The sequence below is a fragment of the Thalassospira sp. UBA1131 genome (genome assembly GCF_002311515.1).
Lineage (GTDB): Bacteria > Pseudomonadota > Alphaproteobacteria > Rhodospirillales > Thalassospiraceae > Thalassospira.
This window is the reverse complement of the sequence record NZ_DCAO01000043.1, coordinates 12,881-28,866: the sequence shown is the minus strand read 5'-3', so window position 1 is coordinate 28,866 and position 15,986 is coordinate 12,881. Positions and strand designations below refer to the sequence as shown.

Below are 15,986 nucleotides of genomic sequence, written 5' to 3'. Positions count from 1 at the left end.
GGAAATTCGCAACGAATATATCGCGATGGCTGAAAAGCATGCAGCACAGCAACTGCAGAAAAAGCGTTTCTCGATTGTCGATGCACGTGCCAACAAGGTTCAGCTTGACTGGGACAACTTTGAAGCACCGGTTCCGCTTAAACCCGGTATCACACTGTTTGAAGATTTCGACCTTGAAGAACTGGTGTCGCGCTTTGACTGGAAACCGTTCTTCGAGACCTGGGAACTTCATGGGCGTTTCCCCGATATCCTGAAGGATGAAAAGGTCGGCGAAACGGCGCGTAGCCTTTATGCGGACGCGCAGGAAATGCTTAAAAAAATCGTTGCCGAAAAATGGTTCAAGCCCAAGGCGGTTGTCGGTCTGTGGCCGGCCAACTCGGTCGGTGATGATATCGAAGTTACCCCGGCGCCAGAGAAGAATGAGCCGGTGATGCTCCATACCCTGCGTCAGCAGATGTATCGTGAAAACAACAAGCGTCCGAACCGCGCGTTGGCCGACTATATCGCGCCAAAAGAGACCGGCAAGACCGACTATATCGGTGCCTTTGTTGTTACCGCCGGGCCGGAAGTCGAAGAAATCTCTGCCAAGCTTGAAGCAGAGCATGATGATTACAATGCCATCCTGGTCAAGGCACTGGGTGACCGTTTTGCCGAGGCCTTTGCCGAGCATATGCACGAAAAAGTTCGTAAGGAGCTTTGGGGCTATGCACCGGACGAGGCGCTTGGCAATGATGATCTGATTGCCGAAAAATATCGCGGTATCCGTCCGGCACCGGGTTATCCGGCCTGCCCGGAACACACTGAAAAGGGCATTCTTTGGGATCTTCTGGATGCAGAGAAGAATGTTGGTGTGTCTCTGACTGAAAGCTATGCCATGACGCCAACCTCATCGGTCAGCGGTTTTTATTTTGCTAACCCAGATGCCAAGTATTTCGGCCTTGGTAAAATCGAACGCGATCAGGTGGAAAGCTATGCCGAGCGTAAGGGCATGACCCTGGCAGAGGCAGAACGTTGGTTGGCACCGAACCTGAATTACGATCCGCGTCAGGCGAAATAAACGCCTGTCCGGTCGCAAGGAAAAGCCCCGCAGACTGCACTCTGCGGGGCTTTTTTTGTTGTTAGGAATGTCGGTGTGCCTAGTGGGTTGCGTGGCAGAACTTGCCGCGTTCAGTGATGCCAACAATCACAATGCCAATCAGGCCAAGCGCGAAGTAACCGACCAGAAGCGGGATGACAGTGCCATTGAACTGCTGCCCGATAATCCCGCCGGCAATGACGCCGATCAACGTGCTGTAAACACCCGTGATCGAGGATGCAGTACCGGCAATCGCGCCGACCGGCTCCATCGCAAGCGAGTTGAAGTTCGGCATGGTCAGTGAGAAACAGAACAGGATCGTTGTCAGGCCGATGCCAAAGACGAACAAGGGTGGATGCCCGTCAAACCACAGAGCAATCAGCACATTGATCAGGCTGCTGGCGGTCAAGAAGAACAGCGCGACATGAGAAATCTTGTGCATGCCGATCTTGCGTACCAGTCGCGCATTGATGAATGACGAGAAACTCATGCAGGCGGCAATCATGCCAAACGCCAGTGGGAACCAGACACCAAGCCCGTAAACCTCGGTTTCGAAGATTTGCTGGGCAGATCCGATATAGGCCATCAGGCAGGCAAACATGACGCCCATCGCCGTGGCATAGCCGAATGTCTGGCGATTGGTGACGGTGGTTTTGATGTCGCGTGCGATCCGACGCATCGACAATTTATGCCGATATTCCGGATGCAGGGTTTCAGGCATGCGCAGCAGGTACCAGCAGACAATCGCAATCGCGAGGACCAAGGTGCTGACGAAAATCATATGCCAGTTGGCCAGCGCCAGAATCAGGCTGCCTGATGCCGGGGCGAACACAGGCAGGATGATGAACACCATCATGACAAACGACATGACGCGCGCCATTTCGCGGCCTTCGAAACAGTCGCGCGTGATCGCCATGGTCAAAACCCGCGGTGCAGCCGCACCAAGACCCTGCACGAAACGCGCGATAAGAAGGTGCTCATAGCTGTCGGCAAAGATCGCCATCACGGTGCCGATGCAATAAATGCCAAGTCCTGCGATCAGGGTGGGGCGGCGACCAAAACTATCGGCAAGCGGGCCATAAACGATCTGCATCAGGCCAAACGCGATCATGAAGACATAAATCAGCATCTGCATGCGGTTGCCGTCTTCGATGCCAAAGTCTTGCGCGATTGGGCCAAAGGCCGGCAGCAGATTGTCAATCGACAGGGCAACAAGCCCGATGGTGATTGCCATCAGACAGATAAATTCAACAAGACCGGGCAGCGGCCGCGCCGCCTGTGTGCCCGTTGGTCGGTGGTCATTCATTGTTTTTGGTTCCGTTGAGAACGATTGGTGGCGTTTCTGGCCCTGCTTTCACGCGAGACGGGCAGAATGCTGTATTTCGTATGATTTTGGCAATGACGGTTTTCTGAAACGGGATCGCGGCACTGGGGATGCGCTGAATCCGGGTCACTTGTTGTGGCATATCTATACTGATCAATCAACGGGCGTCAGGAATGCGAAATTAAACATGGTGGTTCTTGTCTTTACCCTTTATTCGCAGGAAAAGCTGATCCTAAGATCATACGCACAATCAATTCGCCAACCCCGGTATTGCTGACATGGCTGAAAAGCTTTTGAAATCGAACATCTTTTTGAACCGCATGCGCCGCATCGTCAAAAGCGAGCAACTGGTTCTGTCGATTTTGGCAATGATTGTCGGGGCACTGGCCGGGGGCGGTGCCATCCTGTTTCGGGATGGCTTGTTGCTTGTCCAGTCGTTGTTTTTCGGCACTGGCGAAGAAGCCCTTCACCGGCATCTCAGTGAAATTCCCGTCTGGCAACTCATCCTGGCCCCGGCGGTGGGCGGTCTGATTGTCGGGATTTTCATCTACAAGTTCCTGCCGGAAAAACGGCCACACGGGGTTGCCGATGTGATCGATGCGGCATCATTCCATGACGCGCGGATGTCGACCCGCTGCGGGATCAAAAGTGCGATTGCCAGTGCGGTATCGCTTGGCAGTGGTGCATCCCTTGGCCGGGAAGGGCCGGTTGTCCATATGGGCGCATCATTTGGCGCGTGGCTGGCCCGCATTCTTCATTTGCGTCGTTCTGCGTCCCGAACACTTTTGGGCTGTGGCGTGGCATCAGCGGTGGCGGCATCATTCAATGCTCCGTTGGCAGGCGCCCTTTTTGCCCACGAAGTTGCACTGGGTCATTATGCCCTGACTGCTTTTGCGCCGATTGTGCTGGCATCGGTTACCGGTACGGTCATAACGCGCATCTATTACGGCGATGAGGTCGCCTTCCTGATCCCGGGGCATGAAATCCAGTCTTTCTGGGAGTTCCCGGCTTTTGCGCTTTTGGGCATTATTGCCGGTGTGGCGGCGGTTCTGGTCGTGCGTGCCATCCCGGTCGTACAAAAAACGGCAAATCGGACCAATGCACCGCTCTGGCTGCGTCCGGCGGTTGCCGGGCTGATTGTTGGCCTGATTGCGTTGGTCTTTCCGCAGATTGTCGGTGTCGGCTATGGGGCGATGAACGATGCGCTTAACGAAAGCTACAGCCTGACTTTCCTGATCGGCTTGTTGCTTGCCAAGGGCTTTGCCGTTTCGATCTGCATGGGGCTTGGTTTTGCGGGCGGCATGTTCAGCCCGGCACTATTCCTTGGTGCAATGCTGGGCGGGGCTTTCGGGATGATCGCAACCAGTGCCTTTCCCGAGCTATCATCTGGCTATTCGGCCTACACGCTGGTTGGCATGGGGGCTGTTGCCGCGGCCATCCTTGGTGCGCCAATTTCAACGACCCTGATTATATTTGAATTGACCGGTGACTATGCGTTGACGGTTGCGGTGATGGTGGCATCTGTTCTGGCGACGGTGGTGATGGATCAGTTCCAGGGCGGATCGTTTTTCCAGTGGCAATTGAAATGTCGTGGTTTGTCGACGCGCTGGGGCAGGGAGGTCAACTTGCTGCGCACGATCAAGGTGGACGAGATCATGAAGCGCGAATACGAAACCGTCCCGCTGACCGAGGGGCTGACAACTGTCCGTGAAAAGCTGATCAACGCACCCTATTCGGAACTTTTTGTCATTGATGATCAGGGCAAACTGCACGGAACGATCACACTGACCGATTTGCGCCACGCTGCCTTTGATCCCAATCTTGGCGACGAAGTCACGGCCGGCGAGGTGGCCCGTTCAAAGCCGCCGGTGTTGTACCGGTCAGACAATATCGAAAAGGCCATCAAACTGATGGAGCAAACCGGCGAAGAGCATCTGCCGGTTCTTAACAGCGCCGAGGAACGTCATATCATCGGCTTCGTCCATGAAAAGGATGCGATGATGGCCTATAACAACGCCTTGCTGGAACTGCAAAGCGAAGAACGCGGTGACGCACCACCAAAGCTGTTCTAATCCGATCCGCAATGAAAAAGAGCAGCGCTAATGTGCGCTGCTCCGTTCAAGGTTATAGGCCGATGTAATCAGGCGGCCAATGCAGGTTGCTGTCGTGCTGGCGAACCAGACATGACTTGGGCTGCAACCCGGCTATCAAGACCGGCAACGTTTTCTGGAAGATCCGTTGCAGCCTGTTGAGCTGCATCGTCAATTTCCTGACGTTCTTTGCGTTTCTCAATTCTAGCCTGTTCGTTACGTTCCTTGTCTTTTGTCGGTAGATTGAAACTGTCACGAGCGGCAGACTTGAATTCCTCCTCGGCATCCTGCTCAGCAAGTGCAGGATCATCTTTTGCCGGATCGGAATTCGACAAGACCGGATCATCAGTGGTCTTGATACCGTTTGCGCTGTCATTTGCTTTGACTGCGTCCATGGCCGCAGCAAAGCTTGATGACCCGCTTCCGATATTCTGGAATTCAAGCATGACGGCTTGAACCGCGTCCGAAAGTTGGCTTTTGGAGGAGCCACCCTCAGATCCGATTGCCGCAACGCCTGAAACAGGTGCAGCGCTACCTGCGCTAAAACTTTCGATACTTTCGTGTGCACCTGACCGTTCCGCAGAACTGGCCCGGGTTGATATCGGCAACCCGTTGCCCAATCCAAAAATAGCACTCATTTCGAGATACCTTTCTTCTGGGATGCACAAAGCACAGCCGGTACTCCCAGAAGGCCTCCGGGGGCGTCAGACATGCTTACCATCGGAAATCAAAGCAATTTTCAGACCATGGATGCTGAAAGTGCGGGTGAGCAAGTCACATACAGAGACCATGAAGTAGGCTGATGATGTTATTTGGTATTTCTGATCCCGCAGCTGTGACGACCTGCGGCAAAAAATACCGATACCAAAGAGGGTTATGGGAAGCCGGACTTATCTATTAGGCTATGTGAAAACGGCCAAGCTTTTCCAGATGCAGGATGTATCGATATAAGATGAAGCTTCATCTCGTTGCCGGTGCCAGACCCAACTTCATGAAGATCGCGCCGCTGTTGTGCGGATTGGCGAACCATCCAGTAATTCGTCCGTCTTTTGTCCATACGGCCCAGCATTTCGACGACGCGATGTCTTCGACGATCTGGCGGGAGCTTGGACTGCTGGACCCTGATCATGTCCTGAACTGGGAGCTATTCGAAAATGGCGATCCCATTGTCGGAATGATGCAGGCATATGAGGCACTTTGTCATGAAGACCGACCCGACATGGTTCTGGTTGTCGGGGATGTGAATTCATCGCGTGCCGCAGCCATCGTTGCAACTGAGATAAACGTGCCCCTTGTTCACCTGGAAGCGGGTCTTAGATGCTTTGATCCTGAAATGCCCGAAGAGCAAAACCGTATCGAGATAGATCACAAGGCAGATCTGTTGCTGACGCCGTCAATGGATGCAGATGCAAATTTACGGACAGAGGGGATCACGGCCGACCGCATAAAGCGTGTCGGCAATATCATGGCTGATACGTTGGCAATGATGAAGGGAACGATTGATCAGGAAGAAAGCGCCCGCAAACTCAATCTCGCTAAAGGTCGCTATGTCCTTGTAACGCTTCATCGGCAAGGCAATGTCGATGATCTCGATCGGCTCTATCAAATATGCCATGCGTTGATGGCGCTCGCCACCAAAGCGGAGATCTGTTTTGTTCTTCATCCCCGGACCGAAAAGCGCCTTCGAACATCAAATTTGATCGAGCCACTAAGTGCTGGCGGTGTTCGCTTGCTGCCGCCGATGGGGTATGTCGGATTTACCAGTTTGATGCAGGACGCAGGCGTTGTCGTAACAGACTCCGGTGGTGTGCAGGAAGAAACCAGCCTTCTGGGCGTGCCATGCCTGACGCTGCGCAATTCAACCGAACGTCCAATCACGATCACGCAGGGAACCAATCAGCTTGTTGAACTTGATCAGTTGAGCCATGCGGTGTTGTCTGCGCTAGATGTTCCCGACGGTTGCACACGACAGCCAGCCAAAATCCCGCTGTGGGATGGTAAGACAGCGTCGCGTGTTATTCGGGAACTAGAAGCCCTCCTCCCGGCCAGAGCCGGTTGATACAAACGTTTCCGCGAAGGGCTTGGTTGATGCCCGCAATGTGGTGCAGAATGTAAAAATCGTCGGGTCAATATGGAACGACACTGGCCCCCTTCGCACAGCGTGATATATATGCGGTCATGATGGATGATCCCTTCGAAATTGATGAATTCGCCGCCAGCCCCGAAATGCGTCTGGCCGATACACCGACCCCGGCATATCTCGACAATCTGAATGCCGAGCAGCGCGATGCTGTCGAAACGCTCGACGGGCCATTGCTTGTTCTGGCGGGTGCCGGAACCGGGAAAACACGTGTTTTGACGACGCGTCTGGCGCATCTTCTGGAAACCAAGGCGCAAACCGAACGCCTGCATCCGCAGCAAATCCTTGCCGTGACCTTTACCAACCGTGCGGCAAAGGAAATGCAGGAACGTGTCGCACAGGCGCTTGGTCGTCCGGTTGAAGGCTGGTGGCTGGGAACCTTCCACTCGCTTTCAGCGCGCTTGTTGCGCCGTCATGCCGACCTGATCGGGTTAAAGTCAAACTTCACCATCCTTGATAGCGATGATCAGATGCGCCTGCTTAAGCAGATCATGGATGCCGAACAGATCGATCCGAAAAAATGGCCAGCCAAGCAACTGATGGGGATCATTCAGCGCTGGAAGGACAAGGGCCTGACGCCTGAACGGGTCAATGAAAGTGTCGAGTTCGCCAATGGCGGTGCCAAGCACCTTTACAAGATTTATCAGGAACGCCTCAAAGTCCTGAATGCCTGTGACTTCGGTGACCTGTTGCTGCATTGCCTGACCCTGTTCCAGCAGCACCCTGAAGTTCTCAAGCAGTATCAGAATACCTTCCGCTATATTCTGGTCGACGAGTATCAGGATACCAACGTTGCCCAGTATCTGTGGCTGCGTGCAATGGCGATGGTCCATCGCAATATTTGCTGCGTTGGTGATGATGATCAGGCGATCTATAGCTGGCGCGGGGCCGAGGTTGGCAACATCCTGCGCTTTGAGTCCGATTTTCCCGGTGCCAAGGTTGTCAGGCTTGAACAGAATTATCGTTCCACCCCGCATATTCTGGCCGCTGCATCCAAACTGATCACGTTTAATGATGGCCGTTTGGGAAAGGAGCTGTGGACCGAAATCGATACTGGCGACAAGGTGTTTGTCAAAGGTGTCTGGGACGGTGAAGCAGAGGCCCGCCTGATCGGTGAGGATATTGAAGCCCTGCAGCGCAAGGGCGTTGGCGCATCCCAGATTGCCATTTTGGTGCGTGCCGGTTTCCAGACCCGCGAGTTTGAGGAACGCCTGATCACGCTGGGCATCCCGTACCGCGTTGTCGGTGGTCCGCGCTTCTACGAGCGTCAGGAAATCCGTGATGCGCTGGCCTATATCCGGCTTGTTGCGCAGCCCGATGACAGTCTGGCGTTTGAGCGCATCGTCAATGTGCCCAAGCGTGGGGTTGGCAAGGCAACGCTTCAGACATTGCATCAATATTCCCGTGATCAGGCGATTTCGTTGCCGACGGCGGCGCGTGATTTGTTGGATACCGAAGAACTCAAACCCAAGATGCGCCAAAGCATCGGCGGTCTTCTGGGGGATTTCAAACGCTGGCGCGAAATGCTTGGCAACAGCAGCCATGTCGAAGTCGTTGAAACCGTTCTGGATGAAAGCGGCTATACCGATATGTGGCGGACATCGAAGGAAATTGATGCGCCCGGACGTCTGGAAAACCTGAAAGAACTGGTATCGGCAATTGGCGAGTTCGAAAACCTGACCAGCTTCCTGGAACATGTTTCACTGGTGATGGAAAACGCGCAGAACGATCATGAGGAAAAAGTCACCATCATGACCCTGCACGCAGCCAAGGGACTTGAGTTCGATTACGTTTTCCTGCCCGGTTGGGAAGAGGGCGTCTTCCCCCATCAACGCGCCATGGATGAAAGCGGGGTCAAGGGCCTTGAGGAAGAACGTCGTCTTGCCTATGTCGGGATCACCCGGGCGCGCAAACGTGCGACCATCTGTTATGCCGCCAATCGGCGCATCTATAATCAGTGGCAATCGGCCCTACCATCGCGCTTTGTTGATGAGTTGCCAGACGAACATATCGAACGCAGCAGCGATACCGGTCTTGGCGGGCATGGCGGCAATCATTCGCCAGGCGCCTGGGGAGCCGATGACTGGATGAAAATGCCAAGCTGGGCAAGCGACAGTGGCAGCACGCCGTCGCGCAATCCGGTATCGGGCGCGGGGGATCGTAAATTCGCCTCAAGCGGTTGGCAGGATCGCGTGCGCAAGAACGTGATTGATGTGAAGCCCGACGGTGAAACCAGTTATTCCACCAGTTCCAACTCATCGAAATACAAGGTGGGCGATACGGTGCGCCATCGTAAGTTCGGGTCGGGTACCGTCCGTGCGGTCGATGGCAACAAGCTGGAAATCCATTTCGAAAGTGTCGGCACCAAGAAAGTGGTCGACAGCTTCATCTTGCCGGGGTAAGCCCCGGGCAACATTTTCGGATGACCGATTTAACCGGGCAGAGCACATTTGCCGCCCACACGAGCGAGAAGCGATATGACCGAACCCGTCCTTTGCTATAACTTCAAATTCGAAGTTGATGGCGCCTATGCGCAGATGTTTGCCGACGCGCTGTTTGATTATTGCGATGCGCTTTCGCATTTCGAGCGTGATGGCAACCCTGACGGGCCTTGGCGTATCGAAGGCTTTGCCGGTGAAATGTTTGACAAGGGTGCGGTTGAGACCGCGGTGTCGATCATGGCATCTGCAGTTGGCATTGATGCGCCAACCGTGACTTTTGGCACCTATGAGCCAAAGGACTGGGTCAGCGAAAACCTGCGCAGCTTCAAGCCGATCTCGGTCGGGCGTTTCTTTGTACATGGCTCGCACTGGAACGAGGAAATCCCGGTATCCAAAACAGCGCTTCAGGTCGACGCCGGTCTGGCATTCGGGTCTGGCGAGCATCAAACCACCAAGGGATGTCTTGCTGCAATCGACTGGCTGGCCAAACGCGGCCCACGTCAGAATGCGCTTGATATGGGCTGTGGCTCCGGCATTTTGGGCATGGCATGTGCCAAAACCTGGCGGTGCCCGGTGATGATGGCCGATATTGATGCCGCATCGGTTCGGGTCGCACGTGAAAATGCCAAAACCAACAAGATCGCCGATCTTGTCACGGCCATTCATTCAAACGGTTTTCAGGATGCCCGTATTCGTGATGCCGGGTATTACGACATTGTCTGTGCCAACATCCTTGCCCGCCCGCTGCGTGGCATGGCGCATGACCTTACCAGTACGCTCTCGGAAAACGGTGTTGTCATCCTTTCAGGCCTTCTTGCGCATCAGGAACAGTTTGTTCTGTCGGCCTATCGCGATGTCGGGCTTTCCCTGATCAACCGTTTCAAGGTCGAAAACTGGACAACACTTGTCGTCGGCTAAGCCATAAGGGCGAAGACAAAGCGATATATCCCCAGAAGGCCAAGGCCGACGATAAGGACGCCAACCGCAATCATAAGCGGCTTTCGCGGGATGATTTTGACAAGCACGGCCGCCAATGGGGCGGCCGGCACACCGCCAATTACAAGTGCCAGTGCCGCCATTCCGAAGCTTTCCAATCCAAATGATCCGGCAAATGTAACGGTAATCGTCACGGTTACAAAAAACTCGGCCGCGGCAGACGTTCCAAGCATGCGGTGCGGTTCATTGCCGCGATAGACCAGCGTGCTTGATACGATAGGTCCCCAGCCGCCACCCCCTATTGCATCAAGAAATCCACCGATCATGCCAAGCGGGGTAAGCCCGCGGATCGCCGCAGGCGGCTGAACTTTGCGAAGGGCCTTGGCAATTACAAGAACACCAAGTGCACTAAGATACACCGCGACAAACGGTGCCAAATAGTCCCCGATCCCCGATGATAAAAGAGCAGCCCCGGCACAGCCGCCTATTGCACCGGCAAGTGCCAGTTGACGGACCATGCGCCAATCGACATTGCGTGCAAAATGGTGGGCTGTACCGGAAACAGCGGTGGTTGCAATCTCGGCGGCGTGGACAGTCGCACTTGCTTGTGCGGGGGGGAGGCCAAGCGTGATCAAAAGGGAAGTTGAGGTCAGGCCATAGGCCATTCCAAGGGCACCATCAATCAATTGGGCGATAAACCCAATCAGAACGATCCACCAGAAAAACTCATCCATCTTCGCCGCAAGCTCCAGGCATGGATACGATGCTGCAAAGTGTAGCAAGTTGGCGGCAATGCGATATTGCGTTGTGATTTTTGGGTGGCATTGCCGTTATGCATTAATGCCACGAGACTTTTGACAATTAGGTGCCCACGGATAACGGGCAATGCCTGTCAGGTTCGCACCGGGACGCGGAAACGCCCATCACCAAAACCGCCTTGTCGGTCGCTGTTGCATGATGACCGGGTGCACGATCCGATTGCTTTGATCGATTTTCCGTATGCCGTTTTTCTTCGATTCGCATTGCAATCGAGCCTTCGGAATAGAAATCCCTGAGATACCAGAACTTCTCCATCAAATTTCAATCAAAGGTTTTCACTGATTTTTTCGCGAAATCCCTTGGAAACCGGGCAAAAAACAGCCCGAGAACCGATCTCACACTTTTTGCGTATGTTGCAATATACAATACCAACGGATAGGTTTTATCTATTCGCTCGTAGTATTTTGTATCTGGCATGGGGCAGAGTGATTGAGTGAGCTTGAACGTCGCATTTTGGTTGTAGATGACGAACCGCCGATCCGAAAATTGCTGGCACGTATTTTGGAACGTGCCGGTTTTGAAGTGGTGGTTGCATCTGACGGACTTGAAGCGCTTGAGACAGTAAAATCTGACGCATCATTGCGTCTGGTTGTTTCTGATTTGCGCATGCCAAATTGCAGTGGTCTGGAGTTCGTCAAACGGGCAATCAACGAATACAAACGGGATTTCGAATTCATTCTGCTGACCGGGGATGGTGACAAGACCGATGCCGTGACGGCACTGCGTCTTGGTGTTCGGGAATTTCTTGATAAGCCGATTGAACGTGCTGATCTTGAACGCGCCGCACTTGATGCGCAGGCGCGACTGCAGGAGCGGGACCGCGAAGTCGAACGTGTTCGCAAACTCGAACTGGAAAACATCAGTCAGTCGAAAACCCTTGATGATATCAGCCGCAAACTTGGCGGTGCAGAACAGGAAATGATCGATCGGCTAAGCCTGATTTCCCAGTATCGGGACATCGAAACCGCGGAGCATTGTGTTCGCGTCGGTCTTTATTCCCAATTGCTGGCAGAGATGGCCGGTCTGGATCAGAATGTTCAAAGGACAATCCGTCTGGCCGGCATTCTTCATGACATCGGAAAAGTCGGTGTGCCCGATGAGGTTCTTCTGAAAAACGGGAAGCTGACCGACGATGAATTCAAGGTCATGCAGCGCCACACCGAGATCGGCTTTGCGATGCTCAATTCATCGGACAACCCGGTTCTTGGACAGGCCGCAATCATTGCACGCTATCATCATGAACATTGGGAAGGGTCGGGCTATTGTGTGGGCCTGTCGGGTGCGGATATCCCGATGATTGCGCGGATCGTCTCACTGGCAGACGTTTACGACGCCCTTCGCAGTGCGCGCCGATACAAACCGGCCTATGGCCACACGGAAGCCGTCAATATCATCACCAAAGGTGACGAGCGAACCTCCCCGGAGATGTTCGATCCGAAACTTTTGGGGCTGTTTGCCGACAATCATCTGCGCTTTGAAAGCATCTATAACAGCATGCCCGACCAGTTGGTCTGAGAATGGGGCCCGATAACTCATGCCAAAAAGATTAAGCGCCAATCTGGACCGGACAAGAAACCGCATCGCAGACTTTATGCTGTTTGTGATGTCTATTGGCGGGTTGCCTGCGTTGGTTTCCTCGATGTTGCGCGAAGCAAGCCAGCGTTCGATCACGGTCGAAATCATCCATCTTTTGGTTTTTCTGGCCGTTGTTGCCGGTCTTGTACTGCGCAAGCGCTTATCGACCTTTACCAAGTCGGTTGTGATTGTCGCCGCAATGACAAGCATGTCGTTGCTTTATATCGTCAGGTTTTCGCCCGCAAGCGGCATGGCGATGATGATTGTGTCGACGGTGATCGTGGCGCTGTTCTGGCGATTTTCCATCACCATTCGATACGCGGTGTTCTGCGTTGTCGCGATTGCAAGCGTCGGCGTGATGCGTGTTTTCAATCTCGACGGGGGCTTGATCACCGATAGCGGCACCGTTCCCCATACGTTGCCGGTTTGGGGATCGGCGCTGTTTGGGTATGTCTGGATGACCGCGTCACTTGTCGTCGGGATCGTCTGGATGCGCCAGGCACTTTTGCAAACCAGCATGGACCAGTTGCGTTCGCAGAACGAACTGATGTCGGGCAAAAAGTTTCTTGAACAAATCCGCGAAAGTGCGTCCGAAGTCGCCAACCATTTCTCGTCACTTGAGCGCATCGAAAACGCGTCTTTCCGCCCGACATTGAAGCGTTTTGCCAACCTGATGAATTGTGAACGGGCAAGTCTGTGGTTGGAAAAAGATGATGGTGACGTTGAGTGCGTCGGGCTGTTTGATGCCAATGATCCGTCGGCGAAACATGACGGCATGATTTTGAAACGCGCGGTACTGCCGCGATATTTTGCGGCGCTGGAAACCGGGCAGATTATCGATGCGGACAACGCCGTTGAAGATCCGCGTACTTCCGAACTTAAAGACGCCTACCTGATCCCGATGAATATCAAGGCAATCCTTGATGTGGCATTGATCTCGGCGGCGGGCCGAATGGGGATATTGTGCTTTGAGTCTGTCGGGCGGACCAGAGTATGGCGCCCTGAGGAAATCGTTTTTGCCCATATGGCAGGTGGGTTGTTGGCAGCCGCCGCAGGCATGAAAAATGTCATGGAAGCCAATGACGAACTTAGCTTCTCGCGCCGTCGCTTTGAGGCGGTTGCCAATTACACCTACGGCTGGGAAAGCTGGATCGCGCCTGATGGCAAACTGATCTGGGTAAACCCGGGGATTGAACGCGTTCTGGGCTACACGGTCGATGAATGCATGGCGTGTGGTGATTATCCGCTGTCATTTATTGCGCCCGAGGATCGTGACCGTGTGCGCCACTATATTGACGAAGGTCTTGATGGCTTGTCAGGCAGTGACCGCGAATTCACCGGTGTTCACAAGGATGGCCGCAAGGTCGGTATCGACATGTCATGGCAACCAATCGCCGATAGCGACGGTGGGAACCTCGGCATCAGGATCAGTTGCCGCGATATCACCGAACGCATCCGCTATCGCCAGGATCTTGAGGTTGCCAAGAGTGATCTGGAGGCCAACCAGCGCCGCCTGCGTGCGCACTTCAACAACGCGAAAATCGGGGTGTTTTACTGGACGCCGGACAGAACCATCATTGAGGTGAACGAAACCGCCTGTCAGCTGTTTGGCTATAGTGCCGATGAGATGGTCGGCAAGAAGCTTGAGCTTCTGGTGCCCGAGGAAGACCGGGCGCGTCTTGGCACTCTGATCGAACGGATCATGGAAACGCAAAACAGCGTCAATAACCGGTTCGAAAATGTCAAACGCGATGGCAGCCGCATCATCTGCGAATGGTATGAAAGCCCGATATTTGATGCCAATGGCGAACTGGATTGTATCGCCAGTTTCGCGCTGGATGTGACGGAGCGTGAACGCCATCAGGAGACACTGGAATCCATTTATCGTGGTATTCGCTATCAGGTTGGTGCCGGGTTCTTTGAAAACCTGACAAAGGTTTTGTGTGAAACACTTGATATGACCTATTGCCATATCGCCGAACTTGTCGGTGACCGGGTGAAATCAGTTGCGTTCTATTCCCCGGATGGCAGTCGCGGCGGCCTTGATTTTGCCCTGGCGGGATCTGCGGCGGAACGCGTTATCAAGGAAGGCACGTTTGTTTGCAAAGACAATTTTTCCGTTTTGATGAAGGATGTCCAAAAGGTCACTGACGTTGATGTCGTCGGATATGTCGGGGCGGCGCTTTACGATAGTGAGGCACGCCCGATCGGTATTCTGGTAACCATATCGGACAAACCACTTGGTGATCCGGAACTGGCGAAATCCATTGTCGAAGTATTCGCGTCACGGGCGTCTGCCGAACTTCAGCGGCTTCAGTCCGAACGCAAACGTGAAAAGCTTGAACAGCAACTGCGTCATTCCCAGCGAATGGAAACCATCGGTGTTCTTGCTGGCGGGATCGCACATGACTTCAACAATATCCTGCAACCAATCAGTGGCTATGCCGAACTACTTTATTCCGATTTGCCCGAAGATTCACCGCTGCGTGAAGATGTTATGGAAATTCGCCAGGGGGCGGATCGGGCCCGTGATCTTGTCCGTCAAATTCTGGCATTCAGCCGGAATTCAGAAACCGAACGTTCTCCGATTGATGTCGGATCGATGATTTCGGGCACGGTTCGTTTCGTCCGTGGATCCATGCCATCGAGTGTCTCGATCAAGGTCGAACTGGGGGCGAAATCCATGACCGTGATGGGCAACGCAACACAGCTTGATCAGTGTTTGATGAACCTGATCACCAATGCTTGTCATGCGGTTGGCGATCAGGGTGAAATTCGCGTGAAGGCAAGCCGCTTCGAAGTCACCGAAGACAGTCTGGAGCTACATCCGTTATTGACGGTCGGGCGCTATATCCAGATTAGCGTCGTGGATAATGGCGTCGGTATGGAGCCGGAAACAGCCAAAAGGATCTTTGATCCGTTCTTTACCACCAAGGAGCCGGGCAAGGGTACTGGGCTCGGCCTGTCTACGGTGCATGGCATCGTGACCGGCCACAAGGGCGAGATATCGGTTTATAGCCGTTTGGGACAGGGAACCCGGTTTGCGATCCTGTTGCCGGAACATGATCGCGAAGCCACAGATGAAAAGCGCGAAACCCGCAGTCTGTCGGCAGGTGCAGGCGGGCATCTTGCGGTCGTGGATGACGAGGAAAAGAACCTCAGGCTTTGTGCGCGGATGTTGGAGCGGATCGGATATTCCGTCGATACGTTTAACGAGGCCGCCAAGGCGCTTGAAGCGCTGAGTGCACCGGACGCAAAGTTTGATGCGCTTCTGACCGATCAGACCATGCCGGGCATGACCGGCCAGAAATTGATCGAAAAGCTGCGAGAGGCTGGCAATGAAATCCCGGTTGTTGTTATGACCGGGTATGCCTCAGACGAGGTCACCGACGCCTTCAATGCTTTGGGGGTTTCGCGTATACTGGCCAAGCCACTTGATATCATTGAATTGCATGATGGCTTGGCCGCGGTGTTTGGCGAAACAAAGGACGTGGCGATGGCGTCTGCCGATTTGCTGGGAAAGCCTGAAACCCCCTAAGAGTAACCAAATCCGGAAAGTTATCGGGTATCAGGCTTGATCGGTCTT

At 53.9% G+C, this 15,986-nt stretch carries 10 protein-coding genes; 7 read left to right on the top strand and 3 right to left on the bottom strand.

Features of this window, described 5'->3' with window-relative positions; all coding sequences use genetic code 11:
- On the top strand, positions 1-1,057 hold a 1,057-nt coding region (locus B3Z49_RS06595; protein WP_296989154.1), incomplete at its 5' end, for a vitamin B12 dependent-methionine synthase activation domain-containing protein.
- Positions 1,058-1,136: 79 nt separating this feature from the next.
- Here the strand turns inward: B3Z49_RS06595 and B3Z49_RS06590 are convergent.
- A complete protein-coding gene (locus B3Z49_RS06590; protein ID WP_008889567.1) occupies positions 1,137-2,381 on the bottom strand; it encodes a multidrug effflux MFS transporter in 1,245 nt (414 codons plus the stop codon).
- Between the two features lie 296 nt (positions 2,382-2,677).
- On the opposite strand from B3Z49_RS06590, the gene B3Z49_RS06585 reads away from it, so the two are divergent.
- Positions 2,678-4,471 (top strand): chloride channel protein, encoded by a 1,794-nt coding sequence (locus B3Z49_RS06585; RefSeq protein ID WP_296989152.1) that lies wholly within the window; start codon positions 2,678-2,680, stop codon positions 4,469-4,471.
- 68 nt (positions 4,472-4,539) lie between these two features.
- On the opposite strand, the gene B3Z49_RS06580 is transcribed toward B3Z49_RS06585, so the two are convergent.
- Positions 4,540-5,127 carry a hypothetical protein gene (locus B3Z49_RS06580; RefSeq protein ID WP_296989151.1) on the bottom strand — a complete coding sequence of 196 codons (588 nt, stop codon included), beginning with the start codon at positions 5,125-5,127 and terminating at the stop codon, positions 4,540-4,542.
- Positions 5,128-5,426: 299 nt separating this feature from the next.
- On the opposite strand from B3Z49_RS06580, the gene wecB reads away from it, so the two are divergent.
- The 3 genes from wecB to B3Z49_RS06565 all read left to right on the top strand — a co-directional run bounded on the left by wecB (position 5,427) and on the right by B3Z49_RS06565 (position 9,988).
- A complete protein-coding gene (wecB, locus tag B3Z49_RS06575; RefSeq protein ID WP_349676365.1) occupies positions 5,427-6,548 on the top strand; it encodes a non-hydrolyzing UDP-N-acetylglucosamine 2-epimerase in 1,122 nt (373 codons plus the stop codon).
- Between the two features lie 122 nt (positions 6,549-6,670).
- Positions 6,671-9,031: an ATP-dependent helicase gene (locus B3Z49_RS06570; protein ID WP_296989214.1), complete on the top strand. Its 2,361-nt coding sequence runs from the start codon at positions 6,671-6,673 to the stop codon at positions 9,029-9,031.
- A 75-nt stretch (positions 9,032-9,106) separates the two neighbouring features.
- The gene (locus B3Z49_RS06565) at positions 9,107-9,988 is read left to right on the top strand and encodes a 50S ribosomal protein L11 methyltransferase (protein WP_008889572.1); all 882 of its coding nucleotides are present in this window, start codon (positions 9,107-9,109) and stop codon (positions 9,986-9,988) included.
- On the opposite strand, the gene B3Z49_RS06560 is transcribed toward B3Z49_RS06565, so the two are convergent.
- A complete protein-coding gene (locus B3Z49_RS06560) occupies positions 9,985-10,740 on the bottom strand; it encodes a sulfite exporter TauE/SafE family protein (protein ID WP_063088819.1) in 756 nt (251 codons plus the stop codon). The genes B3Z49_RS06565 and B3Z49_RS06560 overlap by 4 nt on opposite strands.
- A gap of 514 nt (positions 10,741-11,254) precedes the next feature.
- Here B3Z49_RS06560 and B3Z49_RS06555 point away from each other — a divergent pair.
- Together B3Z49_RS06555 and B3Z49_RS06550 are read left to right on the top strand one after the other, a co-directional pair.
- Entirely contained in the window at positions 11,255-12,340 is a 1,086-nt protein-coding gene (locus B3Z49_RS06555; protein WP_296989144.1) for an HD domain-containing phosphohydrolase, read from the top strand.
- Positions 12,341-12,359: 19 nt separating this feature from the next.
- Positions 12,360-15,938 carry a PAS domain S-box protein gene (locus B3Z49_RS06550; RefSeq protein ID WP_296989142.1) on the top strand — a complete coding sequence of 1,193 codons (3,579 nt, stop codon included), beginning with the start codon at positions 12,360-12,362 and terminating at the stop codon, positions 15,936-15,938.
- Positions 15,939-15,986: the final 48 nt, after the last annotated feature.

Excerpts from the sequence above, each read along its gene's own strand:
- B3Z49_RS06590 (WP_008889567.1), bottom strand. The coding sequence starts at position 2,381 with ATGAATGACCACCGACCAACGGGCACACAGGCGGCGCGGCCGCTGCCC.
- B3Z49_RS06585 (WP_296989152.1), top strand. The coding sequence starts at position 2,678 with ATGGCTGAAAAGCTTTTGAAATCGAACATCTTTTTGAACCGCATGCGC.
- B3Z49_RS06580 (WP_296989151.1), bottom strand. The coding sequence starts at position 5,127 with ATGAGTGCTATTTTTGGATTGGGCAACGGGTTGCCGATATCAACCCGG.
- wecB (WP_349676365.1), top strand. The coding sequence starts at position 5,427 with ATGTATCGATATAAGATGAAGCTTCATCTCGTTGCCGGTGCCAGACCC.
- B3Z49_RS06570 (WP_296989214.1), top strand. The coding sequence starts at position 6,671 with ATGGATGATCCCTTCGAAATTGATGAATTCGCCGCCAGCCCCGAAATG.
- B3Z49_RS06565 (WP_008889572.1), top strand. The coding sequence starts at position 9,107 with ATGACCGAACCCGTCCTTTGCTATAACTTCAAATTCGAAGTTGATGGC.
- B3Z49_RS06560 (WP_063088819.1), bottom strand. The coding sequence starts at position 10,740 with ATGGATGAGTTTTTCTGGTGGATCGTTCTGATTGGGTTTATCGCCCAA.
- B3Z49_RS06550 (WP_296989142.1), top strand. The coding sequence starts at position 12,360 with ATGCCAAAAAGATTAAGCGCCAATCTGGACCGGACAAGAAACCGCATC.